We start from the raw sequence: 19,099 nt of genomic DNA, 5'->3' as shown, positions 1-19,099 counted from the left end.
CCATGCGCGCACTTGTTTCTACACGATCCGGGTGCAACCAGCTGATCTATCTCGGGAAAACGTGGGGAAACCTCAGGTCCTGATCCAGATCTTCGCCCTCGCATTGGCAATCGAGGCGCTCGGGCTATCTATACCGCTCCAGGCCCAGTGGGCAGTCGACCAGATCTCAGAGTCTAACGGCAAGGTCATACTCACGGTGGCAGCGATCTTTTCGCTGGTGATCATCATCCAGGCGGGTCTGAATTTGGCGAGGGCGTGGTTGATTAGCTGGCTGGGGGCCAACATCAGCACGCAGTGGGTCACTAACATCTTCAGCCATCTCATGCGCCTGCCACTGGACTTCTTCGAGAAGCGACACCTAGGAGACATCATGTCCCGATTCGGATCCATTCACTGGATCCAGGCGATCTTGACGGGTAGCTTCGTCACCGCACTGCTAGATGGCCTGACGGGCAGCCTAGCTTTGGTATTGCTGGTCATCTACAGCAAGGGTATGGCGACCGTGGCGGTAGCAGTGGCCGCCCTCTACGCCTTGGGTCGCTTCCTCATGTTCAGGGCGCTCTGGCGTGCAAGTGAACAGAGCATGGTGTTCGATGCACGACAGCAATCGGAGTTGATGGAGTCGGTACGGGGCATCCAGGCAATCAAGCTGGCCAACCGCCAGCTCGAACGCCGCGCCCGCTTGGCCAATGCTACGCTGGAGGCCGCCAAGCGTGGAGTGACCGCCGAGCGGATCAAGCTGGGCTTTGGAGCCGCCAGCCAGGGTATCTTCGGGCTGCAGCGAGTTTTCTTGCTCTCGGCAGGCGCCTACCTGATCTCAAGCAACGCGATGACCGCCGGCATGATGGTTGCCGCCCTGTCCTATGCGGACCAGTTTTCGACCCGTGTCGGCTCCTTCATCGATATGGCGGTCGAGCTAAAGATGCTTGGACTCCACCTCAATCGTCTCGCCGATATCACCACTGCGGACCAAGAGCCTGCGCACGGGCGCCTGGAAGGCGCCCTCCGATCCGCACCGGAGGTGCAGGTGAAGGGGCTGGGATATCGCTACTCCGAATGGGAACCGTGGATCTTCAGGAACTTGAGCTTCACCATAGCGCCTGGCCAGTCTGTTGCCTTGGTCGGTCCAAGCGGATGTGGCAAGACCACGCTTGCCAAAATCGTCCTTGGCCTGATTGCGCCGCAGGAAGGAGAAGTGACAGTAACCGACCAGCCCGGCCCTGTTTGCCGCAGCGCAATCCCCGCCGAGGGAATGGCGGCAGTGATGCAGGATGATTGCCTATTCTCTGGGACGATCGCCGACAACCTGGCGTTCTTCGACAGCGCGGCGGAGCTGTCCGAGATCGAAGCGGCAGCGCGTGCTGCCGGTATCCACGATGACATATTGAAGATGCCAATGGGCTACGAAACCCTGGTCGGCGATATGGGCTCGACCTTGTCCGGTGGACAGAAGCAAAGGATCCTACTGGCGAGGGCACTATACAGGCAGCCTAAGGTCCTCGTGCTCGATGAAGCGACCAGCCATCTGGATAGCGACAACGAAAAGGTGGTCAACGACGCAGTTATGGATCTGGAGATTACCAGGATCATCATCGCTCATCGCAAGGAGACCATTGCGATGGCGGACCGCGTGTTCGATCTTTCCAGGCAAACTTGGATCCGATGAGCGATTGATGCCTGCGTGGACGATGGTCTCATCGCTTGCGCTCGGTCAAAGAACCCGACGTGCCGATCGCAGATTGCACCTAAAGCGGTACCAGCACCCAGGGCCGCCAGTCCGGCACCCGGAGCTGCCGTCGATCATCGTCAAATACTGGCGTTATGGCGTGGTTTGGTCGCCGCTTCCAGTAGCGCCTGCAATGCAGACGCCGCCACCCCCAGGTCGCGACGTGCCAATGCAGCCTGAGCGGTTTGCCAGTGCACTGCGCCGGCGGACGCTGCCATCAGCTGGACAGATGCTCGATGGCGGCGACACTGCCGAGGCGGTCGCCGAGCTTCTTCAGCAAGGCGAGTCGGTTGGCACGCAGTTGTGCATCTTCGGCATTGACCATCACCCCGTCGAAGAACGCGTCGACCTGGGGGCGTAACCGCGCCAGGCGTGCGAGCACGGCGACGTAGTCGTGGCGGTGCAGCGCATCGCCGGTATCGCCGATGGCAGCTTCCACCGCTTCGGCCAGGGCTTCTTCGGCAGGCTCGCGTAGCAGGCGGGTGTCGATATCGCCGGGGATGTCGCCCTCGACCTTGCGCAGGATATTGCGGATGCGCTTGTTGGCTGCGGCCAGGGCTTCGGCCTCGGGCAGCGTGGCGAAGATGCCGATCGCATCGATACGGCGGTCGAAGTCGTAGAGGGAGCCGTGGGTCGCGCCCAGGTGCGCTCCTACGCCAAGCGCTGTAGGAGCGCCCTCGGGCGCGACCGAGAACAATGCGGCGACTGCGTTGAAATGCGTGGCAGGGACGCCTTTGTCTGCGTAGTAGCCTCGCAAACGATCCAGGACGAAATCAAAAATTTCTGCTGTAGTCGCCTCTACATTTGGCACCCATAGTCCGCCGCTCTGACGCTCTGCGACATTGACGCCTTGGGTCTTGGCGGCTTCAGCCGCTGTTTGTTGTTTACTAGCTTGCGACGAGGCCAAAGCGGAACTAACCAAACTCACTGCTTTCTTGATCAAATCAATTAGTGATAAGTCAAACCCCGACTCAATCACCGTCCGCGCCAACCCGAGCGCATTACGCCGCAACGCGAACGGATCCTTGTTGCCGGTCGGCTTCAACCCGGCCGCAAAACCACCGGCCAAGGTATCCAAACGTTCCGCAATCGCCAGCACCTTGCCCAGCGGCGATAGCGCGATGTCGTCGCCGGCAAAGCGCGGCTGGTAAGCCTCGTCGATGGCCAGCGAAATCTCGCTCGGCTCACTGGCCGCCTTTGCGTAGTGGCGACCAGCAATGCCCTGCAGTTCCGGGAATTCGTTGACCATGCGTGACTGCAGGTCGTTCTTGGCCAATTCCGCGGCACGACGCGCCTGCACCGGATCGGCACCAACTTGCGGGGCGATAATCTCGGCCAGCGCCGCCACGCGCGCGACCTTGTCGGCTACCGTGCCCAGCTTGGCCTGATAGGTCACGCTGGCCAGACCCGCGCCCATCGCCTCCAGCCCCTGCTTGAGGTCTTCGTCGAAAAAGAACTTGGCATCGGCAAAGCGCGGACGGATCACCCGCTCGTAGCCCTTGGCGACTTCGGCCACGTCCTTGGACTGGATATTGGCGATGCCGATGAACTGCTCGGTCAACTTGCCGCCGTCGTCCAGCACCGGGAAGAACTTCTGGTTGATCTCCATGGTTTCGATCAGCGCTTCCTGCGGCACCGCCAGGAACGCGCGCTCGAAACTGCACAGCACCGCCGACGGCCATTCGACCAGGTTGACCACCTGCTGCAGATGGTCCTCGCTGATGCGCGCACTGCCGCCGGCCTGCTTTGCGGCCGATTGGACTTCTTCGACGATGCGCACACGGCGTGCGTCCGCATCCACGAGCACGTGCGCCGCACGCAGTGCGTCGACGTAATCGCCCGGTGCGACCAGCGAGACTTCGCCCTGATGCATGAAGCGATGCCCACGCGTGATGCGATCGCCACGCACGCCCAGCAATTCGGCCGGAATCACCGCATCGCCGAACAGCAGAACCAGCCACTGCACCGGCCGCGCGAACGCGTATTCGTGCGCGCCCCAGCGCATCGGCTTGGGGATCGGCATCGCGGCGATCGCTTCGCGCAGAATGTCCGGCAACAAATCGGCGGTGCGCGCGCCCGGCGTCACCGCGCGATGCACGAAACGCTCGCCCTTGGCATCGCTGGTGCGCTCCAGCGCGGTCCAGTCGATGCCGGCCTTGGCCGCGAAACCGGCCAGTGCCTTGGTCGGCTTGCCTTCGGCATCCAGTGCGATGTTGAGATACGGGCCCAGCACTTCGGAACGCTGTTCGGGTTGCTCGGTCGCCACGCCCGGCAGCAGCACCGCCAGACGGCGCGGCGTGGACAGCGGTTTGGCATCGCCACGGGTGACCGCGACGCCACGCTTTTCCAGACCGTGCAGCACGCCATCGAAGAAGGCCTGCGCCAGGCCAGGCAGCGCCTTGACCGGCAGCTCTTCGGTGCCCAGTTCGATCAGCAGGGGAAGTTGTTCGCGCATATCAGGTGAACCTTGCGTGTGTCCCTTCTCCCGTTGGCAGAAGGTGCCCCAAAGGGGCGGATGAGGGTACGGGCGAAGCCTTGCGGAGTTTGAGTGCACGAGGGCGACGCCTTTGTACCCTCACCCCAACCCCTCTCCCGGTGGGAAAGGGGCTCGGTTACTTCTTTACCCCGGGAAACCCCAGCTTCTCCCGCTGTGCGTAGTACGCCTGCGCCACGCCCTGCGACAACGTGCGCACGCGCAGGATGTAGCGCTGGCGCTCGGTCACGCTGATCGCGCGGCGTGCATCCAGCAGATTGAACGCGTGGCTGGCCTTGGTCACCTGCTCATATGCCGGCAGCGGCAAGCCGACCTCGATCAACTGCTTGGCCTCGGCTTCGCACGCATCGAAGCGATGGAACAGCTCGGCGACGTTGGCATGTTCAAAGTTGTAAGCGCTCTGCTCCACTTCGTTCTGGTGGTACACATCGCCATAGCTCACCGGCGTGCCGTCCGGGCCGTAGGTCCACACCAGGTCGTAGACGTTGTTGCAACTCTGCAGATACATGCACAGCCGTTCCAGGCCGTAGGTGATCTCGCCCAGCACCGGCTTGCACTCCAGTCCGCCAGCCTGCTGGAAGTAGGTGAACTGGGTCACTTCCATGCCGTTGAGCCAGACTTCCCAGCCCAGGCCCCAGGCGCCGAGGGTCGGCGATTCCCAATTGTCTTCGACAAAGCGCAGGTCGTGCACCAGCGGGTCGATGCCCAGCGCCTTGAGCGAGCCCAGGTACAGGTCCTGGATATTGTCCGGGTTGGGCTTCATCGCCACCTGGTACTGGTAGTAGCGCTGCAGGCGATTGGGGTTTTCGCCATAACGACCATCGGTAGGACGGCGCGAGGGCTGCACGTAGGCCGCATTCCACGGCTCCGGGCCTAGCGCGCGCAGAAACGTAGCCGGATGGAACGTGCCCGCGCCCACTTCCAGGTCCAGCGGCTGGATCAGCACGCAGCCCTGCTCGGCCCAGTACTGGTTGAGGGTCTGGATCAGGCCCTGGAAAGTGATTGGAACGCGCCGGGAATCGGACATGCAGCAAGGGCCGTGCGGAAGGGGTGCGCTAGTATACCGGCCGACCCGCAGCGCTTTGCCGCGGGGCACCGCGGCAGGGGAACATCGAGCATGGAACAGCGGGGTACGGCCGATCCGGACAGCGTAGTGGCACTGCTACCGCGCGGCCGGCTTATGTTCGACCCGGTGGCCGCCGCGTTTCTTGGCGATGGCATGGTGGTGCCGCACGAGCACGAACGCGTGCAGTTCTCGGCCGCCGGCGTGCGCAACGCCAGCGAGGTGCATCCGCTGGTGCTGCTGGCCAACCTCAAGCTGCATGCCGCGCAGCCGCCGGCCGGCGAACTCGGCCTGGAACGGCTGACCGAGTGGATGGCCACCCGCACCGGCCTGCGCTATCTACGTATCGATCCCACCCGCATCGATGTGGCCGCGGTCACCGGCGTGGTGTCGCATGCGTATGCGCGCCGCCACCGCATCCTGCCGCTGGCGCTGGATGCCGAACGCGTACTGATCGCCACCAGCGAGCCGCTGGCGCTGGAATGGCTGGCCGACGTGCAGCATCTGAGCCGTCGTCGCATCGAACTGGCGCTGATCAACCCGCTGGAACTGCATCGCTACACAATGGAGTTCTTCGGCGTCACCCAGTCGGTGCGCGGCGCACGCGGCGATGTGCGCAGCGCCGAACCGGGCGCGGGCCTGCCCAGTTTCGAGCAGTTGGTGGAACTGGGCCGCGCCGGCGACGTCAACGCCGACGACCACCACATCGTGCATATCGTCGACTGGCTGCTGCAATACGCCTACGAACAGCGGGCAAGCGACATCCATCTGGAGCCGCGCCGCGAAGCCGGGCGCATGCGCTTCCGTATCGACGGCGTACTGCATAAGGTGCTGGAAGTGCCGCCGTCGGTGATGACCGCGGTGGTCAGCCGCATCAAGGTGCTCGGCCGCATGGACCTGGCCGAACGCCGCCGCCCGCAGGACGGCCGCATCAAGACCCGTGCGCCGGGCGGGCGCGAGGTGGAAATGCGCCTGTCCACCATGCCCACCGCGTTCGGCGAGAAATGCGTGATGCGCATCTTCGACCCGGATTCGGCGTTCAAGAGCATCGAACAACTCGGTTTCAGTCCCGAGGAAGCGGCCGGCTGGAGCGCACTGGTCGAGCGCCCGCACGGCATCGTACTGGTCACCGGCCCGACCGGCTCGGGCAAGACCACCACGCTGTATTCCACGCTCAAACGCCTGGCAACACCGGACGTGAACGTGTGCAGCGTGGAAGACCCCATTGAAATGATCGCGCCGGAATTCAACCAGATGCAGGTCCAGCAAAACATCGACCTGGATTTTGCCAGCGGTGTGCGCACACTGCTGCGACAAGACCCAGACATCATCATGATCGGCGAAATCCGCGACCTGGAAACCGCGCAGATGGCGGTGCAAGCTTCGCTGACCGGACATCTGGTGTTGTCTACCTTGCACACCAACGATGCCGCCTCGGCGATTACCCGCCTGCTCGATCTGGGCGTGCCGCATTACTTGGTGGCTTCCACGCTCAACGGCGTGCTGGCGCAGCGGCTGGTACGCACGCTGTGCGTGCATTGCAAGCGCCCGCACACGCTCAGCGATAACGAGTGGTCGGCAATCCGCGAGCCGGGCGAAGCGCTGCCGGAGGTGCTCAACGTGCACGCGCCGGTCGGCTGCCTGGAATGCCGCCGCACCGGCTATCTGGGCCGTGTGGGCTTGTACGAATTGCTGCCGGTGACCCCGCGTTTGCGCAGCCTGATCCGCGCCGATACTGACTTGGCCAGCTTCAGCAATGCCGCGCGCGGCGAGGGATTGCGCACGTTGCGGCGCACCGGCCTGGAGAAGGTCGCTGCCGGGCTGACCACCATCGAAGAAGTGCTGTCGGTGCTGCCGCCGCGCGAATAGGCGAATCCTCCGCTCTCCGGAGCACGCCGCTTACGCTTTTTTCGCGCGCGCGACCCGTCGGGAAGCCCGCAAGCCGCCGCGCGGAGTCGAGGGCCGGCAGGGTTTGGTGAAAAATTCTCTGGCTGACAGCGAGTAAGCCAACTTTTGGCTGTTTTCACACGAATCCCTGCCGACCCCTCGTTTTCGTTCAAGCACTCCAGTCGTATCGTAGCCGTCCATTGAAGCTTTCCACCAGCGCGTTGTTGGTGAGCTGCAGGCCGAGAGAAATCCGGTTTCCACGCCGTTCTCTTACGCCCAGCGGTCGATCACCTTGACGGCGATCGACTCACTCGCCGCCCACTGCGAGCCGTACTCGCCCTGATGCTCGCGCATCAGTCGAACTCGGCGCTCATGCACTTCCGGTGGATACTTCGTCTGGCTCACGGCTCCATCTTCTCAAGAGTCGGAGTTCCCCGGAGTCTCGGGCGGTTGATTGGACCTTATGAGCGACCATCCAGGCTCTCGACGCGTGCAGGCTTGCTCACTTTAGTCATTATCTCTTGCATCGCGTTTATATGCTTTGCTATCTGCTGTGTCAGTTTTGCCTGCTTAACGAGGTCGGGCTGATTTTCTTGCTTCACCTTGTCAAGTTTGTTCTGTGCCAACTGTATCTGTTTGTACAGCAGGTGCGTTTTCGCCTTGGCTTTGAAGCTGTCGGCAGTGTGAAACTGCACTTCGAACTCATATCCCTCGGCATCCGTGAAACGGGCATTGATCCCCTTGTAGGTGCCGTCTCCTGAGGTAAAGTAATTTTTCAGCTTCACGCAAGTCATTTTTTGCCGATGCAGCGCGTCATTTGCCGCCAGCACCTTCGCCACGAAATCCTCGGAAGGCAACTGAAGCACATAGCGCAGCGCATCGCCCACGCTCTGATTCGCCTGTGCCCCCGTCATGCCGGCTCGCACATGGCGCCGAATCTTGTCCTTGATCGATGCGACCGATTTCTGGAACGGCGCGTTTTGCACCTGCTCGATCCGGTCGTCCGCACTGTTGTAGCGCACGTTCCCCCAGAGCAGCGCGTCCAAGTCGTCGGCCAGCTTGTTGAAGACGGGGGTAAGCGACTCTTGCTTGCCTGCGGCGACGTTGAACAAGATTTGTGCCGGCGATACGTCTGCATTGAATTGCGTTGGCGCCCTCTGCAAGGGGGAGACCATCACTGGGGTCGATTGGGGCGTGACCTCGCCGGCTGCGGAAGGCGTCATCCTGCCGAGAGGTGTCTGCTGCGACAGCGCCCATTGCGGGGTGCTGCTTGCTGACGCCTGCACGGAATTCTGCGGCGTCTTTGCGGGTGCTTGAAGTTTGGAATCGACAACCGGGGCACTGATTGCCACGGCCGGGACGTTCTCCTCCTCCCAATCGTCGATCTCATCGCAGCCGGGCGGCGTGGCGATAAGACCGAATGCCTCCCGCGCAGGCGCCATCAGTTCATCCTGATCGCTCAAAGGAGCGCCCTCGAGCTTCAGCGTATGTCCGCTCTTGTATACATCGTGGAATCTCTCCTTGAGCGCGAACGTATCCTGCGTATGGAACTGAATCTCCCATAGCGCATCGTTGTGGCCACGCATCGTGACGTTGACCGCCTTGAATGTCTGCCGGCGCTTGGTGAAAAAATTGGTCAGCTTCACGCGGGCATGGCCCTGGTCGTCCAGCGCGGCCAGCACGCTACGCAGGCCGCTGCTGAAGTTCTTTTGGTCAAGTACCACGCTGTAACGCAGTGCGTCATTCACACCAGCCGCCGCTTGTTCCAGGGTCTTGTGCTTCAAAGCTACCTGCTGCCCAAGCTTTTCCACCAACGAGCCGAGGGATTTCAGTTGAAGGTGCTTTCCGACCAGTCGCCCATCATGGGCCTGGACCACGCTTTCCAGCATGTCGGTGACCACGGGTTCCATTTCGCGGGCGCGGGTCAGCAGGGCTTGGGCGTTACGCGTGATGTCCTCGGCCCGTACCGCGCGCAATCGCTGGGCCGGAGGCGGTGGCGGATCGATCAGGCGCGCCTGTTGCAGCGAGCGCAGCGCATCCTGCATGACGCCCGCAGCCATCGTCGGCATGCGCTGCAGGAGTGCAGTGGTCTGCTCGGCGTCGAAGCTGCCATCGTGCATGGCCCGTGCGGTTGTCTTGCTGTACGGCACGATGCGTACCCGCTCGGCGAAGGCCCGTTCGGATCGTTCGCAGGACTCCACGATTTTGGCGAACAACGCCGTACCCGTGTCGGATTTCAGCGCATCGGTCCCCACCTTGATGGCGATGGTGAAAAGGTTGCGCATGCTCAGCTCTGGCTCGCCAGGGATGAGCCCCGGTTGTCCCTTCGGAAACTGCGCGCGTGATAGCCGGCACACCGGATAGTTGTCGAGGATAGCGTGGATACGTGCTTCGGCATCAGGCGCGGCAGCGTAGGCTTCGGCAAGCTGCGGGAACGCTTCGGCCAGCGCATCGGGTAGGTGCGGCGCGTCTGCGGAGGCGGCCGACGCCTGCTCCAGCCCGAGCAGCTGCGCGTATAGCAGTTCGGCGGCTTCACGCGCTTCGGGCATATGGGCGCGCTCAATGGCTTCATGCGCCTGGGCGCGTAGTCCCTCCAACATCTGGGGATCTCTTTGCTCGCCTTCGAGCACCTGGCGCAAGCCATTGCGCAGATCGCGCTCGATGCCATCGTAGGTGCCGAACATCATACTGCGCGCCATCGCCTCGCGCAGCTCGTCGGGTTGCGCCATGAAGCGCGCCGCCAGGGTGCTGGCCGCACCCATGATCTTGCCGCCACGCTGCAGCGACATGATCTCGGACAACCGACCGGCCTGGTAGTGACCACTCTCGGGGTCGATGCCCGGCGTGGCCGTCTTCGGTGGTTTGAAGGACTGCGGCTGGCCGCGTCTTTCCTCGCGATCGGCCATCTCGCGCGAGATCAGCGCCGCCAGCTTCGGATAGCCCGCGTACACAAATGCATCGTCCCCGTCGGTATCCATGTTGCGCTTGCGCAACTCCGCGATCGGCAGCGCACCCAGGCGCCCTGGCTCCACGATGTCCTTGAGCCGCAGGCTGCCGGTGCTTAGCATGTCGCGCGGCACGGCGCTGCGGTCGCGGCCGGACGTCCAGCTCGACAGCGTCTTGAGGTCCTCCTTCGAGCAAACCAGGTCCGTGTTCGCGAAATCGGCCGGCCAGCTCTTCTCCGGCACCACGATGAGCATGCCCTTGCTGTGCAGCATCTGCTCATCGTTGTCCGACGTGTCGTCGAACCCGGTGTAGCTGTACTGAATGCCGAAGGACTGCGAAAGAAACTCCGCGGTGGCGTCGCCCTTCGCCACGGTCGCGACGCGCTCCTCAGGCACCGGCAGCAGATTCTCCTTGTCGTAGGGTGGCTTGCCGATCAGCAACGGACCGCCTGCAGCGTCGAAGGCCTGACTGCGCTCCCGCGGCAGATGCACCTTGTCGTCGGCGGAGGGCACCGCCCTGACTCTCTGGCCCTGGTAGCCGCCGCTGGTGGCCAGCTCGAACAGCGCGAGTTTGTTCAACGCCGGCGGCAGCGCCTTAAGCCGGCGCTGCATCGCCTCGTGCGCCTCCTGCAACGCCATCTCGTCGCGCGGGAAGTGCTGCAACGCCTGCGGTGCAAGTCGCGTGGGGCCCTTGTCCTGGCCAAGAAGGTCACGCTGCTCTTGGCTGGCCTGACCGGCCTGCACAGCTTGCCAGGCAGAGAAATACTTACGGAAGGCCGGGATGCTCTTGGCCACTTCCAGCTTCAGAAAGCCGCAGCCATCATTGGGGCACAGCGCCAGAGGCCGCCCGTCCGGCGCCAGGGGCTTGAACGGGTGTTCTGGACCGCTGACATCGTCGAAAAATCCTATCCTCAGCGTACCCTCAACCACGTGATCGCTCGATACCATCTCCAGCAGCGAGCGCTGCATGCGCGACCAGTCCTCGCGCTGCGGAGCGAGCTTGGCGACGAGCTTCATCAGGCTGCTGCCCGGAACAGTGTCGGCATAGCGGATCGCCGGCAGCATCGACGACGCTCCAGAGGTGCCGGACAGCAGATGGACTGGGCGGGTCATGTTGCCGCGCGTGGCGCGGCTGCCGCCAAACATGTCGAAGCGCCAGGGCTCGCCCTGGTAGGTAAGCGTGCGCGCGAGCATGAACGTTGAAATCGATCCCGGCAGTTGGACCTCTACCAGCGGCTGGCCCGTCAGACGCGCGAACAGCGAGTACGGCTTGTTCGTCTCGGCTGCGTTGGTCGACACTTCCTTGCCGCGCAGATCGACAACGATGTGGGTCGTGCTGCCGGTGCCGGACGCCGGCGCGCGGGGCTGGCCGGGTTCCGAACACATGCTCAGGCGCCCGGCGCCTAGGCCGAAGTCGCTGGGTGGATGTGCCTGCGCGATCTTTGGCGCTTCCTTCGCCATGCGCAGGTCAAGGGCGTCAAACACCTGTTCACCGGCCTCGATCTGCGCGATCAGGTTCCAACTCATCTCGCCGAGGTCCGCCTCAATGGCCTCGCGCGTCCGCTCCAGCGTCAAGTCCACCCATTTCGCCAGTTGGTCGCGGCGCTGGCGCACTTCCACCCGCGAGCCTTCAACGTGGCGCGGTTTCCATTGCCGGCTGACCATCGCGTAAGCCTTGAGCACCTGGAAGAAGGTCAGCGCCGGGCATCGCGTTGCGTGCTGTTCGATGTCGGTCGAAGACCGCGAGCCACCGCCGCTCAGGTAAATGTCGATCTTGCGCTCGACGATGGGCTGCAACGTGTTCAACGCGCGCAATGCGTGGCCCCGATGGCGAGAGGTCAGCTCTGGACTGCGGATCAACGGCAACAGTCCCATGCATAGGCTACCGATACCCTCAAGGTTGGTCTCGCGTAATCCGTCGCCCCCGACCAGCACCGAAACCCGCTCCAGCGCTGGCCGTGCCAGCGGACGCATCTGGCGATGAAGCCGCGCCGATGAAAGGGCCTTGAAGAGCGTTCCGATATCCGAGGCCGAGGCGGACTCAAAACGCTCGCGGTGCAAGTCCAGGTGCCCAGCCATCGCCTGCAGTTTGGCGCCACCCAAGGTCTGGAACTGTTCCTCGGCCAGGTGCAGCAGGCGGGACATGGCGTTGGCCACCATGGCGATCCAACGCATCTCGAACTGCTGCCATGGCAACTCGGCCGAGCCTGCGCGCTCGGCGAGCAGTACGCCTGCCGGTTGACACGCCGGCCTTCCGAAACATTTGCTCAGCGCGTTGAGCGACAGGGCCACGTGTTGCGCTTCCATGACTTGTCGCAGATCGTGGTCCTCAGCCAGCCTCGCAGCCAAGACGTCGATGGCCGTCTCGCAGGCCGGCGTGTCGGGAAATTTGCTCAGGGCGTTGAGCGCTTGGGTCAGGTGGATAGGGTCGAGGGCATTGCGCAACCCGGGATCGTCGGCCAGACGCGCGGCCAGTGCGCTGACGGCGGCCGCACAGACCGGCGTGTCGGGCCATTTGCTCAGGGCGTTGAGCGCATTGGCCACGCCTTGCGGGTCGAGGGCATTGCACAACCTGGGATCGTCGGCCAGCCGCGCGGCCAGCGCGCTGACGGCTTCCGCGCAGACCTGCGTGTCGGGCCATTTGCTCAGGGCGTTGAGCGCGATGGCCACGCCTTGCGGGTCCAGGGCATTGCACAACTCGGAATCGTCGGCCAGCCGCGCGGCCAGCCTGCTGACGGCAGCCGCGCAGACCTCCGTATCGGGAAATTTGCTCAGGGCGTTGAGCGCGGTGGTCACGTTGATAGGGTCCAGGGCATTGCACAACTCGGAATCGTCGGCCAGCCGCGCGGCCAGTGCGCTGGCGGCAGCCGCGCAGACCGGCGAGTCGGGCAATTTGCTCAGGGCGTTGAGCGCATTGGCCACGCCTTGCGGGTCGAGGGCATTGCACAACCCGGGATCGTCGGCCAGCCGCGCGGCCAGTGCGCTGACGGCGGCCGCACAGACCGGCGAGTCGGGCAATTTGCTCAGGGCGTTGAGCGCGGTGGTCACTTCTTGCGGCTTGAGGGCGTCGCACAACCCGGGATCTTCGACCAGCCGCGCAGCCAGCGTGCTGGCGGCAGCCACGCAGACCGGCGTGTCGGGCAATTTGCTCAAGGCGTTGAGCACGGTGGCCACGCCTTGCGGGTCGAGGGCCTTGCACAACCAGGGATCGTCGGCCAGACGCGCGGCCAGTGCGCTGACGGCAGCCGCGCAGACCTCCGTATCGGGAAATTTGCTCAAGGCATTCAACGCGTTGGCCACACCTTGCGGGTCCAGGGCCTTGCGCAACCCGGGATCGTCGGCCAGCCGCAAGGCGAGTACCTTGACTGCAGCAGTGCAGAACGGTGCGTCAGGCAATTTGCTTAGGGCATTCAACGCGCTGGCCAAGTCTAGTGAGTTGAGGGCCTGGCGTAACCTGCGATCGTCGGCCAGCCGCCGAGCCAGCGCACTGACGGCGGCCACACAGACCGGCGTGTCGGGCAATTTGCTCAGGGCGTTGAGCGCATTGGCCACCTCTTGCGGTTCGAGGGCGTCGCACAACCCGGGATCGTCGGCCAGACGCGCGGCCAGTGCGCTGACGGCGGCCACACAAACCGGCGTGTCGGGAAATTTGCTCAGGGCGTTGAGCGCGATGGCCACCTCTTGCGGCTTGAGGGCGTCGCACAAACTGCGCTCGTCGGCCAGCCGTAAGGCCAAGGCCTCAGCGGCGGCCTGGCTGACTTTCAGGTCGGGCAATTTGCTCAGGGCATTGAGCGCTTGGGTCACGTTGTTAGGGTCGAGGGCATTGCGCAACCCGGGATCATCGACCAGCCGCGCGGCCAGCGCGCTGACGGCTTCCGCACAGACCTCCGTGCTGGGAAACTTGCTCAGGGCGTTGAGCGCTTGGGCCACGTTGATAGGGTCGAGGGCATTGCGCAACCCGGAATCGTCGACCAGCCGCGCGGCCAGCGCGCTGACGGCTTCCGCACAGACCTCCGTGCTGGGAAATTTGCTCAGGGCGTTGAGCGCGGTGGCGACTTCTTGCGATTTGAGGGCGTCGCGCAAATCGCGCTCCAATACCAGCCGCAAGGCCAGCATGCTGGCGGCGGCCGCGCAGACCTCCGTGTCGGGCAATTTGCTCAGGGCGTTGAGCGCTTGGGTCACGTTGATAGGGTCGAGGGCATTGCGCAACCCGGGATCATCGACCAGCCGCGCGGCCAGCGCGCTGAGGGCTTCCGCACAGACCTCCGTATCGGGAAATTTGCTTAGGGCATTCAACGCGTTGGCCACACCTTGCGGGTCCAGGGCCTTGCGCAACCCGGAATCGTCGGCCAGCCGCTCGGCCAGCCTGCTGGTGGCAGCCGCGCAGACCTCCGTATCGGGAAATTTGCTCAAGGCATTGAGCGCGTTGGCAATCCCTTGCTGGTCCAGGGCCTTGCGCAACCCGGGATCGTCGGCCAGCCGCTCGGCCAGCGCGCTGACAGCCTCCGCACAGACCGGCGTGTCGGGGAATTTGCTCAGGGCGTTGAGCGCATTGGCCACGCCTTGCGGTTCGAGGGCATTGCGCAACCCGCGATCGACGGCCAACCGCCCGGCCAGCGCGCTGACAGCCTCCGCACAGACCGGCGTGTCGTGGAATTTGCTCAGGGCGTTGAGCGCATTGGCCACGCCTTGCGGTTCGAGGGCATTGCGCAACCTGCGATCGTCGGCCAGCCGCAAGGCCAGTGCGCTGACGGCGGCCGCACAGACCGGCGTGTCGGGCCATTTGCTCAGGGCGTTAAGCGCGGTGCCCACTTCTTGCGGCTTGAGGGCGTGGCACAAACTGCGCTCGTCGGCCAGCCGCGAGGCCAGCGCGCTGGCGGCGGCCGCACAGACCGGCGTGTCGGGCCATTTACTCAGGGCGTTGAGCGTGTTCGCGACGCTCTGCGCATCCATCGCATAACGCAGGCGGCTGTCGCTGGCGAGAAGCGCGGCGAGCGAGTGCGCCATGGACTGGCAGTCCGGATTATCGAACCACTTGCTGAAGGCATTGAGTGACAAGCCGATGCCCCGCGGGTCCAGAGACTGCCGGGCCTTGTGGTCACGCTGCAGGTGACGTGCCAGACGAGCCACCGCGCGTTTGCACCTGCCGCTGTCGGTATTCTTGGCGAAGGCGTTCAGGAGTAGGACTAAAGGATTGCCAACCAGCTCCAATAGATCATCGGCCTGCTCCACCTGTCCGGCGATCCACGCGATTGCATCCATGCATGCTTGCTGGTTCAGGTGCTTGCTCAGCTTGTTGCCCACATGGGCCAGCTGCTTCAGCGATGCAGCTTCGAACCACCCGGTCTTGTAGAGATACTGCGCCGCGAGTTCGGTGTTACGATCGAGATCGCGGTGCGTTACGACTGCCCCAGCTGCCCCAGCGACCGGCCTTGCATTGGCAATCATCTGAAGGTATTTATCGAGCCACTGCGCATTGGTTTGCGCATTGATGGTCTCATCCAGGAAGGGCAACGCCAGCCAGCCAGAGCTGCGATGCGCCAGTTCGTTGTCCTGTGCCATGGAGACGCACAGGCGAGCGTTGTGGTTCTGAGCTCCCCGGTTGGACGCACTCAACTGTTGCCGATACCGCTCTCGCTCTGCCCGCAGCCGTTTTTTTGCCGTCGGGTCGAGCTGACGTTCGGTACGGCGAAGGTCCTCCATGCTCAACTCAAACTCACGCCTTGGCCGCTGCGATCGCTGATGCGACTCGCGCTCTTCCCGCGATCGTTTTACTGCGGGCCGGTTGGACTGTCGTTCAGTCAGGCGAAGATCCGCTGTCGCCTCCAAGTTATGCGCTGCTGGTTGTGGCCTACGGCACGCCAACGAGGCGCTGGCGTACGCGGGCATGTTGTCCGGGCGCCACTCGGGCGCGGTACCGCGTCGGTCGGTGGGATCATCGCGCCGGTATGAGCGGGCGACCGATTGTTGCCGAAGGCGCCTGTCCCATGCGCCTTCGTTGGCTCCGGTTCGCTCATCCACGGGCAAGGGCTCCCTGTGTCGCGTCGAAGCTCCAGTTTCATCCGACTCTACCCGCCTCCGTTTGCCCGGCGGCCGTCCAAGTGATTGAGGGTTGCTCCTGGTGCTGGCTGCTGCCTGATCCTCCGCTGGCCTGGGCAGTTTCTCGTGAGAGTGCTTTACGGCCAGTTTGAACGAGTTTGGATTGACGTTAGAGGTTTTCATGCTTGTAATTTAGTCAGTCCGCCTGCTAGCGGCCTCTATCTAATACGAAGCGTTGATGACGTTTACGATGCTCGTAACGGGTTGGGCCGAAGGCCCACGACGGTGTTGCAGCGCTTGCACATCTTGGCTGCAGCGCACCTGCAGGGCTGGGTGCTCGGCGGCCGTCAGGCGCAGTGCTCGGGTGGTTAGGCACGATTCGACTATTTTTTACACGAATCCCTGCCGACCCTCGCGTTGGCCTGACACCCGTCGCAGTCCGACGCGCGCCCTCAGCCCGAGCTTGGCCGTCCCCATCGCTGTCCTCTGCTTCTGTTCAAGCGGACAGCGGCATTCTCTGGCTGCGACGGCGCAAACGCTCTGGCGGTCCAGTCGTGCACTTGTCTGCCGATGTACAGGACGTGCCACAGCCATCGGCGACCACCGTCACCATTCCATCTATCTAGCTGCGAGGGAATCAGGACATGTCAATCGGCAATCACCCGAGTGCCCGCGTTGGCGCGCAGCTTAAAAAAACGCGCCACTGCCGCCTACAATCGGCGGCATCTGCCGTGTCCTAGGTTGTCGCGCATGTCCGTTTTTCCGTTCCTGATCATCGAAACCGGGCACCCCGTGCCGGAGATGAAGCGATACGGCCGTTTTCCGCACTGGATCCGCGTGGCGGCCGGGCTGGCCGAACGTGAGACCGTGGTCATCGATGTCGCCAATGGCGACCGCCTGCCGGATCGCGACCGCTTTGCCGGCACCATTGTCAGTGGCTCGGCCGCCTATGTCACCGACCGCGCCGAGTGGAGCGAACGCAGCGCCGACTGGCTGCGCGAGGTCGCTCATCAAGGCATGCCGCTGCTGGGCATCTGCTACGGACACCAGCTGCTGGCGCATGCGCTGGGCGGCGAGGTCGACTACAACCCGGCCGGGCGCGAGTCCGGCACCATCGCGCTGGAACTGCACCCGCCGGCCGAACAAGACCCCTTGTTTGCCGGCCTGCCGGCGCATTTCCCCGCGCACGCCACGCACATGCAAACCGTGGTGCGCGCCCCGGACGGGGCCATCGTGCTGGCGCGTTCGCGGCAGGACCACTGCCATGCGTTCCGCTGGGGCCAGGCCACCTGGGGGGTGCAGTTTCACCCCGAGTTCGCCACCCACCACATGCGCGGCTATGTGCAGGCGCGCGCCGAGTGCATCGCCCGCCACGGCTACTGCGCCCGCACGGTCGCCCGCGAGGTCAGCGCCGCGCCGATCGCCCGCAAGCTGCTGCGCCGCTTCGTGCATCACGCACGCGGCCTGCAAACAGTGACCGCACATCCCGCCGCGCACACGTAAAAGCAGCGATAATCGCGCCACGCCGGATGGTCCGGTGCGTATCGATCCGGAATGGGAATGAGCGAACTTCGCAAGGTGCCGGCGTCTGCCGGCGCAGAATGGTTGTTGACAGGTTTCTCGCTGCTGAAGCGGGCGCCACTGGCGCTCGGCTCGCTGGGGGTGATCTGGAGCGTGACCGCCACCCTGGTGGTGTCGCTGTCGCTGCTGGTGCCGCTGCTGGGCCCAGCCCTGCAGTTCCTGCTGGTATTGGCCGGCCCGTTGTTCATGGGCGGCATGCTGTGGGCGATCCGCGAAGTGGACGAAGGCCGCATCGCCAAACCGTCGCATCTGCTGCATGGCCTGCAGGACGGCCGCGCACCGCATCTGCTGGTGTCGCTTCTGCCGCAGCTGATCGCCGGCCTGCTGCTGGGCGTGTTGCTGCTGGTGATGATCGGCGCCAACGGGCTGCAGCAGTTGTCCGAAGTGATGGTCAAGATCAACCAGATCAGCCAGTCCGGCGCGCAGCCGGACCCGGTGCAGATCGAGCAACTCGCCGCCAGCCTGCCGGCCGGCCGCATCCTGCTGTGGCTGCTGCTAACCGTCGCAACGTTCGCCGCAATGACGCTGGCGCTGTTCGTGATGCCGCCGCAGGTGATGTTCGACCGCAGCACCGGCGGCCACGCGCTGCGCGAGAGCCTGCGGGCCAGCCTGCACAACCTGCCGGCGATGCTGGTGTTCTTCGTGCTGGCCTTCATCGCCCTCTTTGCGATCTATTTCGCGGTGATGATCGTGGCGCTGCTCGTCGGCCTGGTGGCCGGGCAGACCGTGGCGATGTGGCTGGCCCAGCTGCTGCTGATGGCCGTGCTGATGCCGGTGTTCGCCGGCTCGGTCTACGCCGCCTGGAAGCAGATGTTCAGCCACGAAGGCGCCGTTGCACAGCCGGCCCCGCCGTCGCGCCCGGATGTGTTTGCTGCTTGAGGGCATCATGCGTGTCCGGCAAAGATCACTCGGCCGGCCAAATGAGACGAAGCCGCACAACTATCTGCACTACCCCCGCAAGGGCATTACCCCGCAAGGCACAATATGCCTTACGGTTTTCAATCTGTCTGCACAAGCTCCACCCGGACGACCTCGATGCAGCCCGGGATCGCGTCGAATGGCAACGGATAAGCCGCAAAGGCGTTCTCGTAGAGTTTTACCGCTGCGCCGCAGGGTGTCCTGCGCAGGTGACCCACACCGCTAAAAGAGGTGTTTGCATGCTCACGCAAGCGCGCATTACGGCCGTGGAAGGGTTCGCTCATCACCTGACACGAGGGATTGATCCGGAGCGTCAGCTCTCCATACATGGCGCACAGAAAATCGTGTTGTTCGGTACCGAATAGCTGAAGGGCACCTCGAACAACCAAGTCGTAGCCGTGGTGACACGCACTGGATGATGACCATACCTTCAAAAAATCAGCGAT

General features: G+C 63.8%; 10 protein-coding genes. 4 read left to right on the top strand and 6 right to left on the bottom strand.

Annotated features, from left to right (window positions below):
- Nucleotides 1–1,666, top strand: a 1,666-nt coding sequence (locus XpopCFBP1817_RS13015; protein WP_244171155.1) for a peptidase domain-containing ABC transporter, incomplete at its 5' end; no start/stop codon positions are given.
- A 140-nt stretch (nt 1,667–1,806) separates the two neighbouring features.
- Here the strand turns inward: XpopCFBP1817_RS13015 and XpopCFBP1817_RS21600 are convergent.
- The 3 genes from XpopCFBP1817_RS21600 to glyQ form a co-directional block, all read right to left on the bottom strand.
- The gene (locus XpopCFBP1817_RS21600) at nt 1,807–1,944 is read right to left on the bottom strand and encodes a hypothetical protein (RefSeq protein ID WP_158251301.1); all 138 of its coding nucleotides are present in this window, start codon (nt 1,942–1,944) and stop codon (nt 1,807–1,809) included.
- A complete protein-coding gene (glyS, locus tag XpopCFBP1817_RS13010) occupies nt 1,944–4,181 on the bottom strand; it encodes a glycine--tRNA ligase subunit beta (protein ID WP_128417453.1) in 2,238 nt (745 codons plus the stop codon). The genes XpopCFBP1817_RS21600 and glyS overlap by 1 nt, the downstream gene beginning before the upstream one ends.
- A gap of 157 nt (nt 4,182–4,338) precedes the next feature.
- Nucleotides 4,339–5,247: a glycine--tRNA ligase subunit alpha gene (gene glyQ / locus XpopCFBP1817_RS13005; protein WP_128417452.1), complete on the bottom strand. Its 909-nt coding sequence runs from the start codon at nt 5,245–5,247 to the stop codon at nt 4,339–4,341.
- Between the two features lie 90 nt (nt 5,248–5,337).
- Here glyQ and XpopCFBP1817_RS13000 point away from each other — a divergent pair, with 90 nt between their 5' ends.
- Nucleotides 5,338–7,152 (top strand): GspE/PulE family protein, encoded by a 1,815-nt coding sequence (locus XpopCFBP1817_RS13000; RefSeq protein WP_128417451.1) that lies wholly within the window; start codon nt 5,338–5,340, stop codon nt 7,150–7,152.
- Between the two features lie 288 nt (nt 7,153–7,440).
- Here XpopCFBP1817_RS13000 and XpopCFBP1817_RS23575 read toward each other — a convergent pair whose 3' ends face one another.
- A complete protein-coding gene (locus tag XpopCFBP1817_RS23575; protein ID WP_279627113.1) occupies nt 7,441–7,575 on the bottom strand; it encodes a hypothetical protein in 135 nt (44 codons plus the stop codon).
- Between the two features lie 56 nt (nt 7,576–7,631).
- Entirely contained in the window at nt 7,632–16,337 is an 8,706-nt protein-coding gene (xopAD, locus tag XpopCFBP1817_RS12995; protein WP_128417450.1) for a XopAD/skwp family type III secretion system effector, read from the bottom strand.
- Nucleotides 16,338–16,904: 567 nt separating this feature from the next.
- On the opposite strand from xopAD, the gene XpopCFBP1817_RS12985 reads away from it, so the two are divergent.
- Complete coding sequence (locus tag XpopCFBP1817_RS12985) at nt 16,905–17,657, top strand: glutamine amidotransferase (protein ID WP_128417449.1); 753 nt, start codon at nt 16,905–16,907, stop codon at nt 17,655–17,657.
- 57 nt (nt 17,658–17,714) lie between these two features.
- A complete protein-coding gene (locus XpopCFBP1817_RS12980; RefSeq protein ID WP_128417448.1) occupies nt 17,715–18,614 on the top strand; it encodes a BPSS1780 family membrane protein in 900 nt (299 codons plus the stop codon).
- 119 nt (nt 18,615–18,733) lie between these two features.
- Here the strand turns inward: XpopCFBP1817_RS12980 and XpopCFBP1817_RS12975 are convergent.
- Nucleotides 18,734–19,099 (bottom strand): hypothetical protein (locus XpopCFBP1817_RS12975; protein ID WP_208619612.1); only part of this gene is annotated, 366 nt, incomplete at its 5' end.

This window comes from Xanthomonas populi, from assembly GCF_002940065.1.
Taxonomy (GTDB): Bacteria; Pseudomonadota; Gammaproteobacteria; order Xanthomonadales; family Xanthomonadaceae; genus Xanthomonas; species Xanthomonas populi.
The sequence above is the reverse complement of the archived record's forward strand: the minus strand, read 5'-3'. Positions and strand labels throughout refer to the sequence as shown.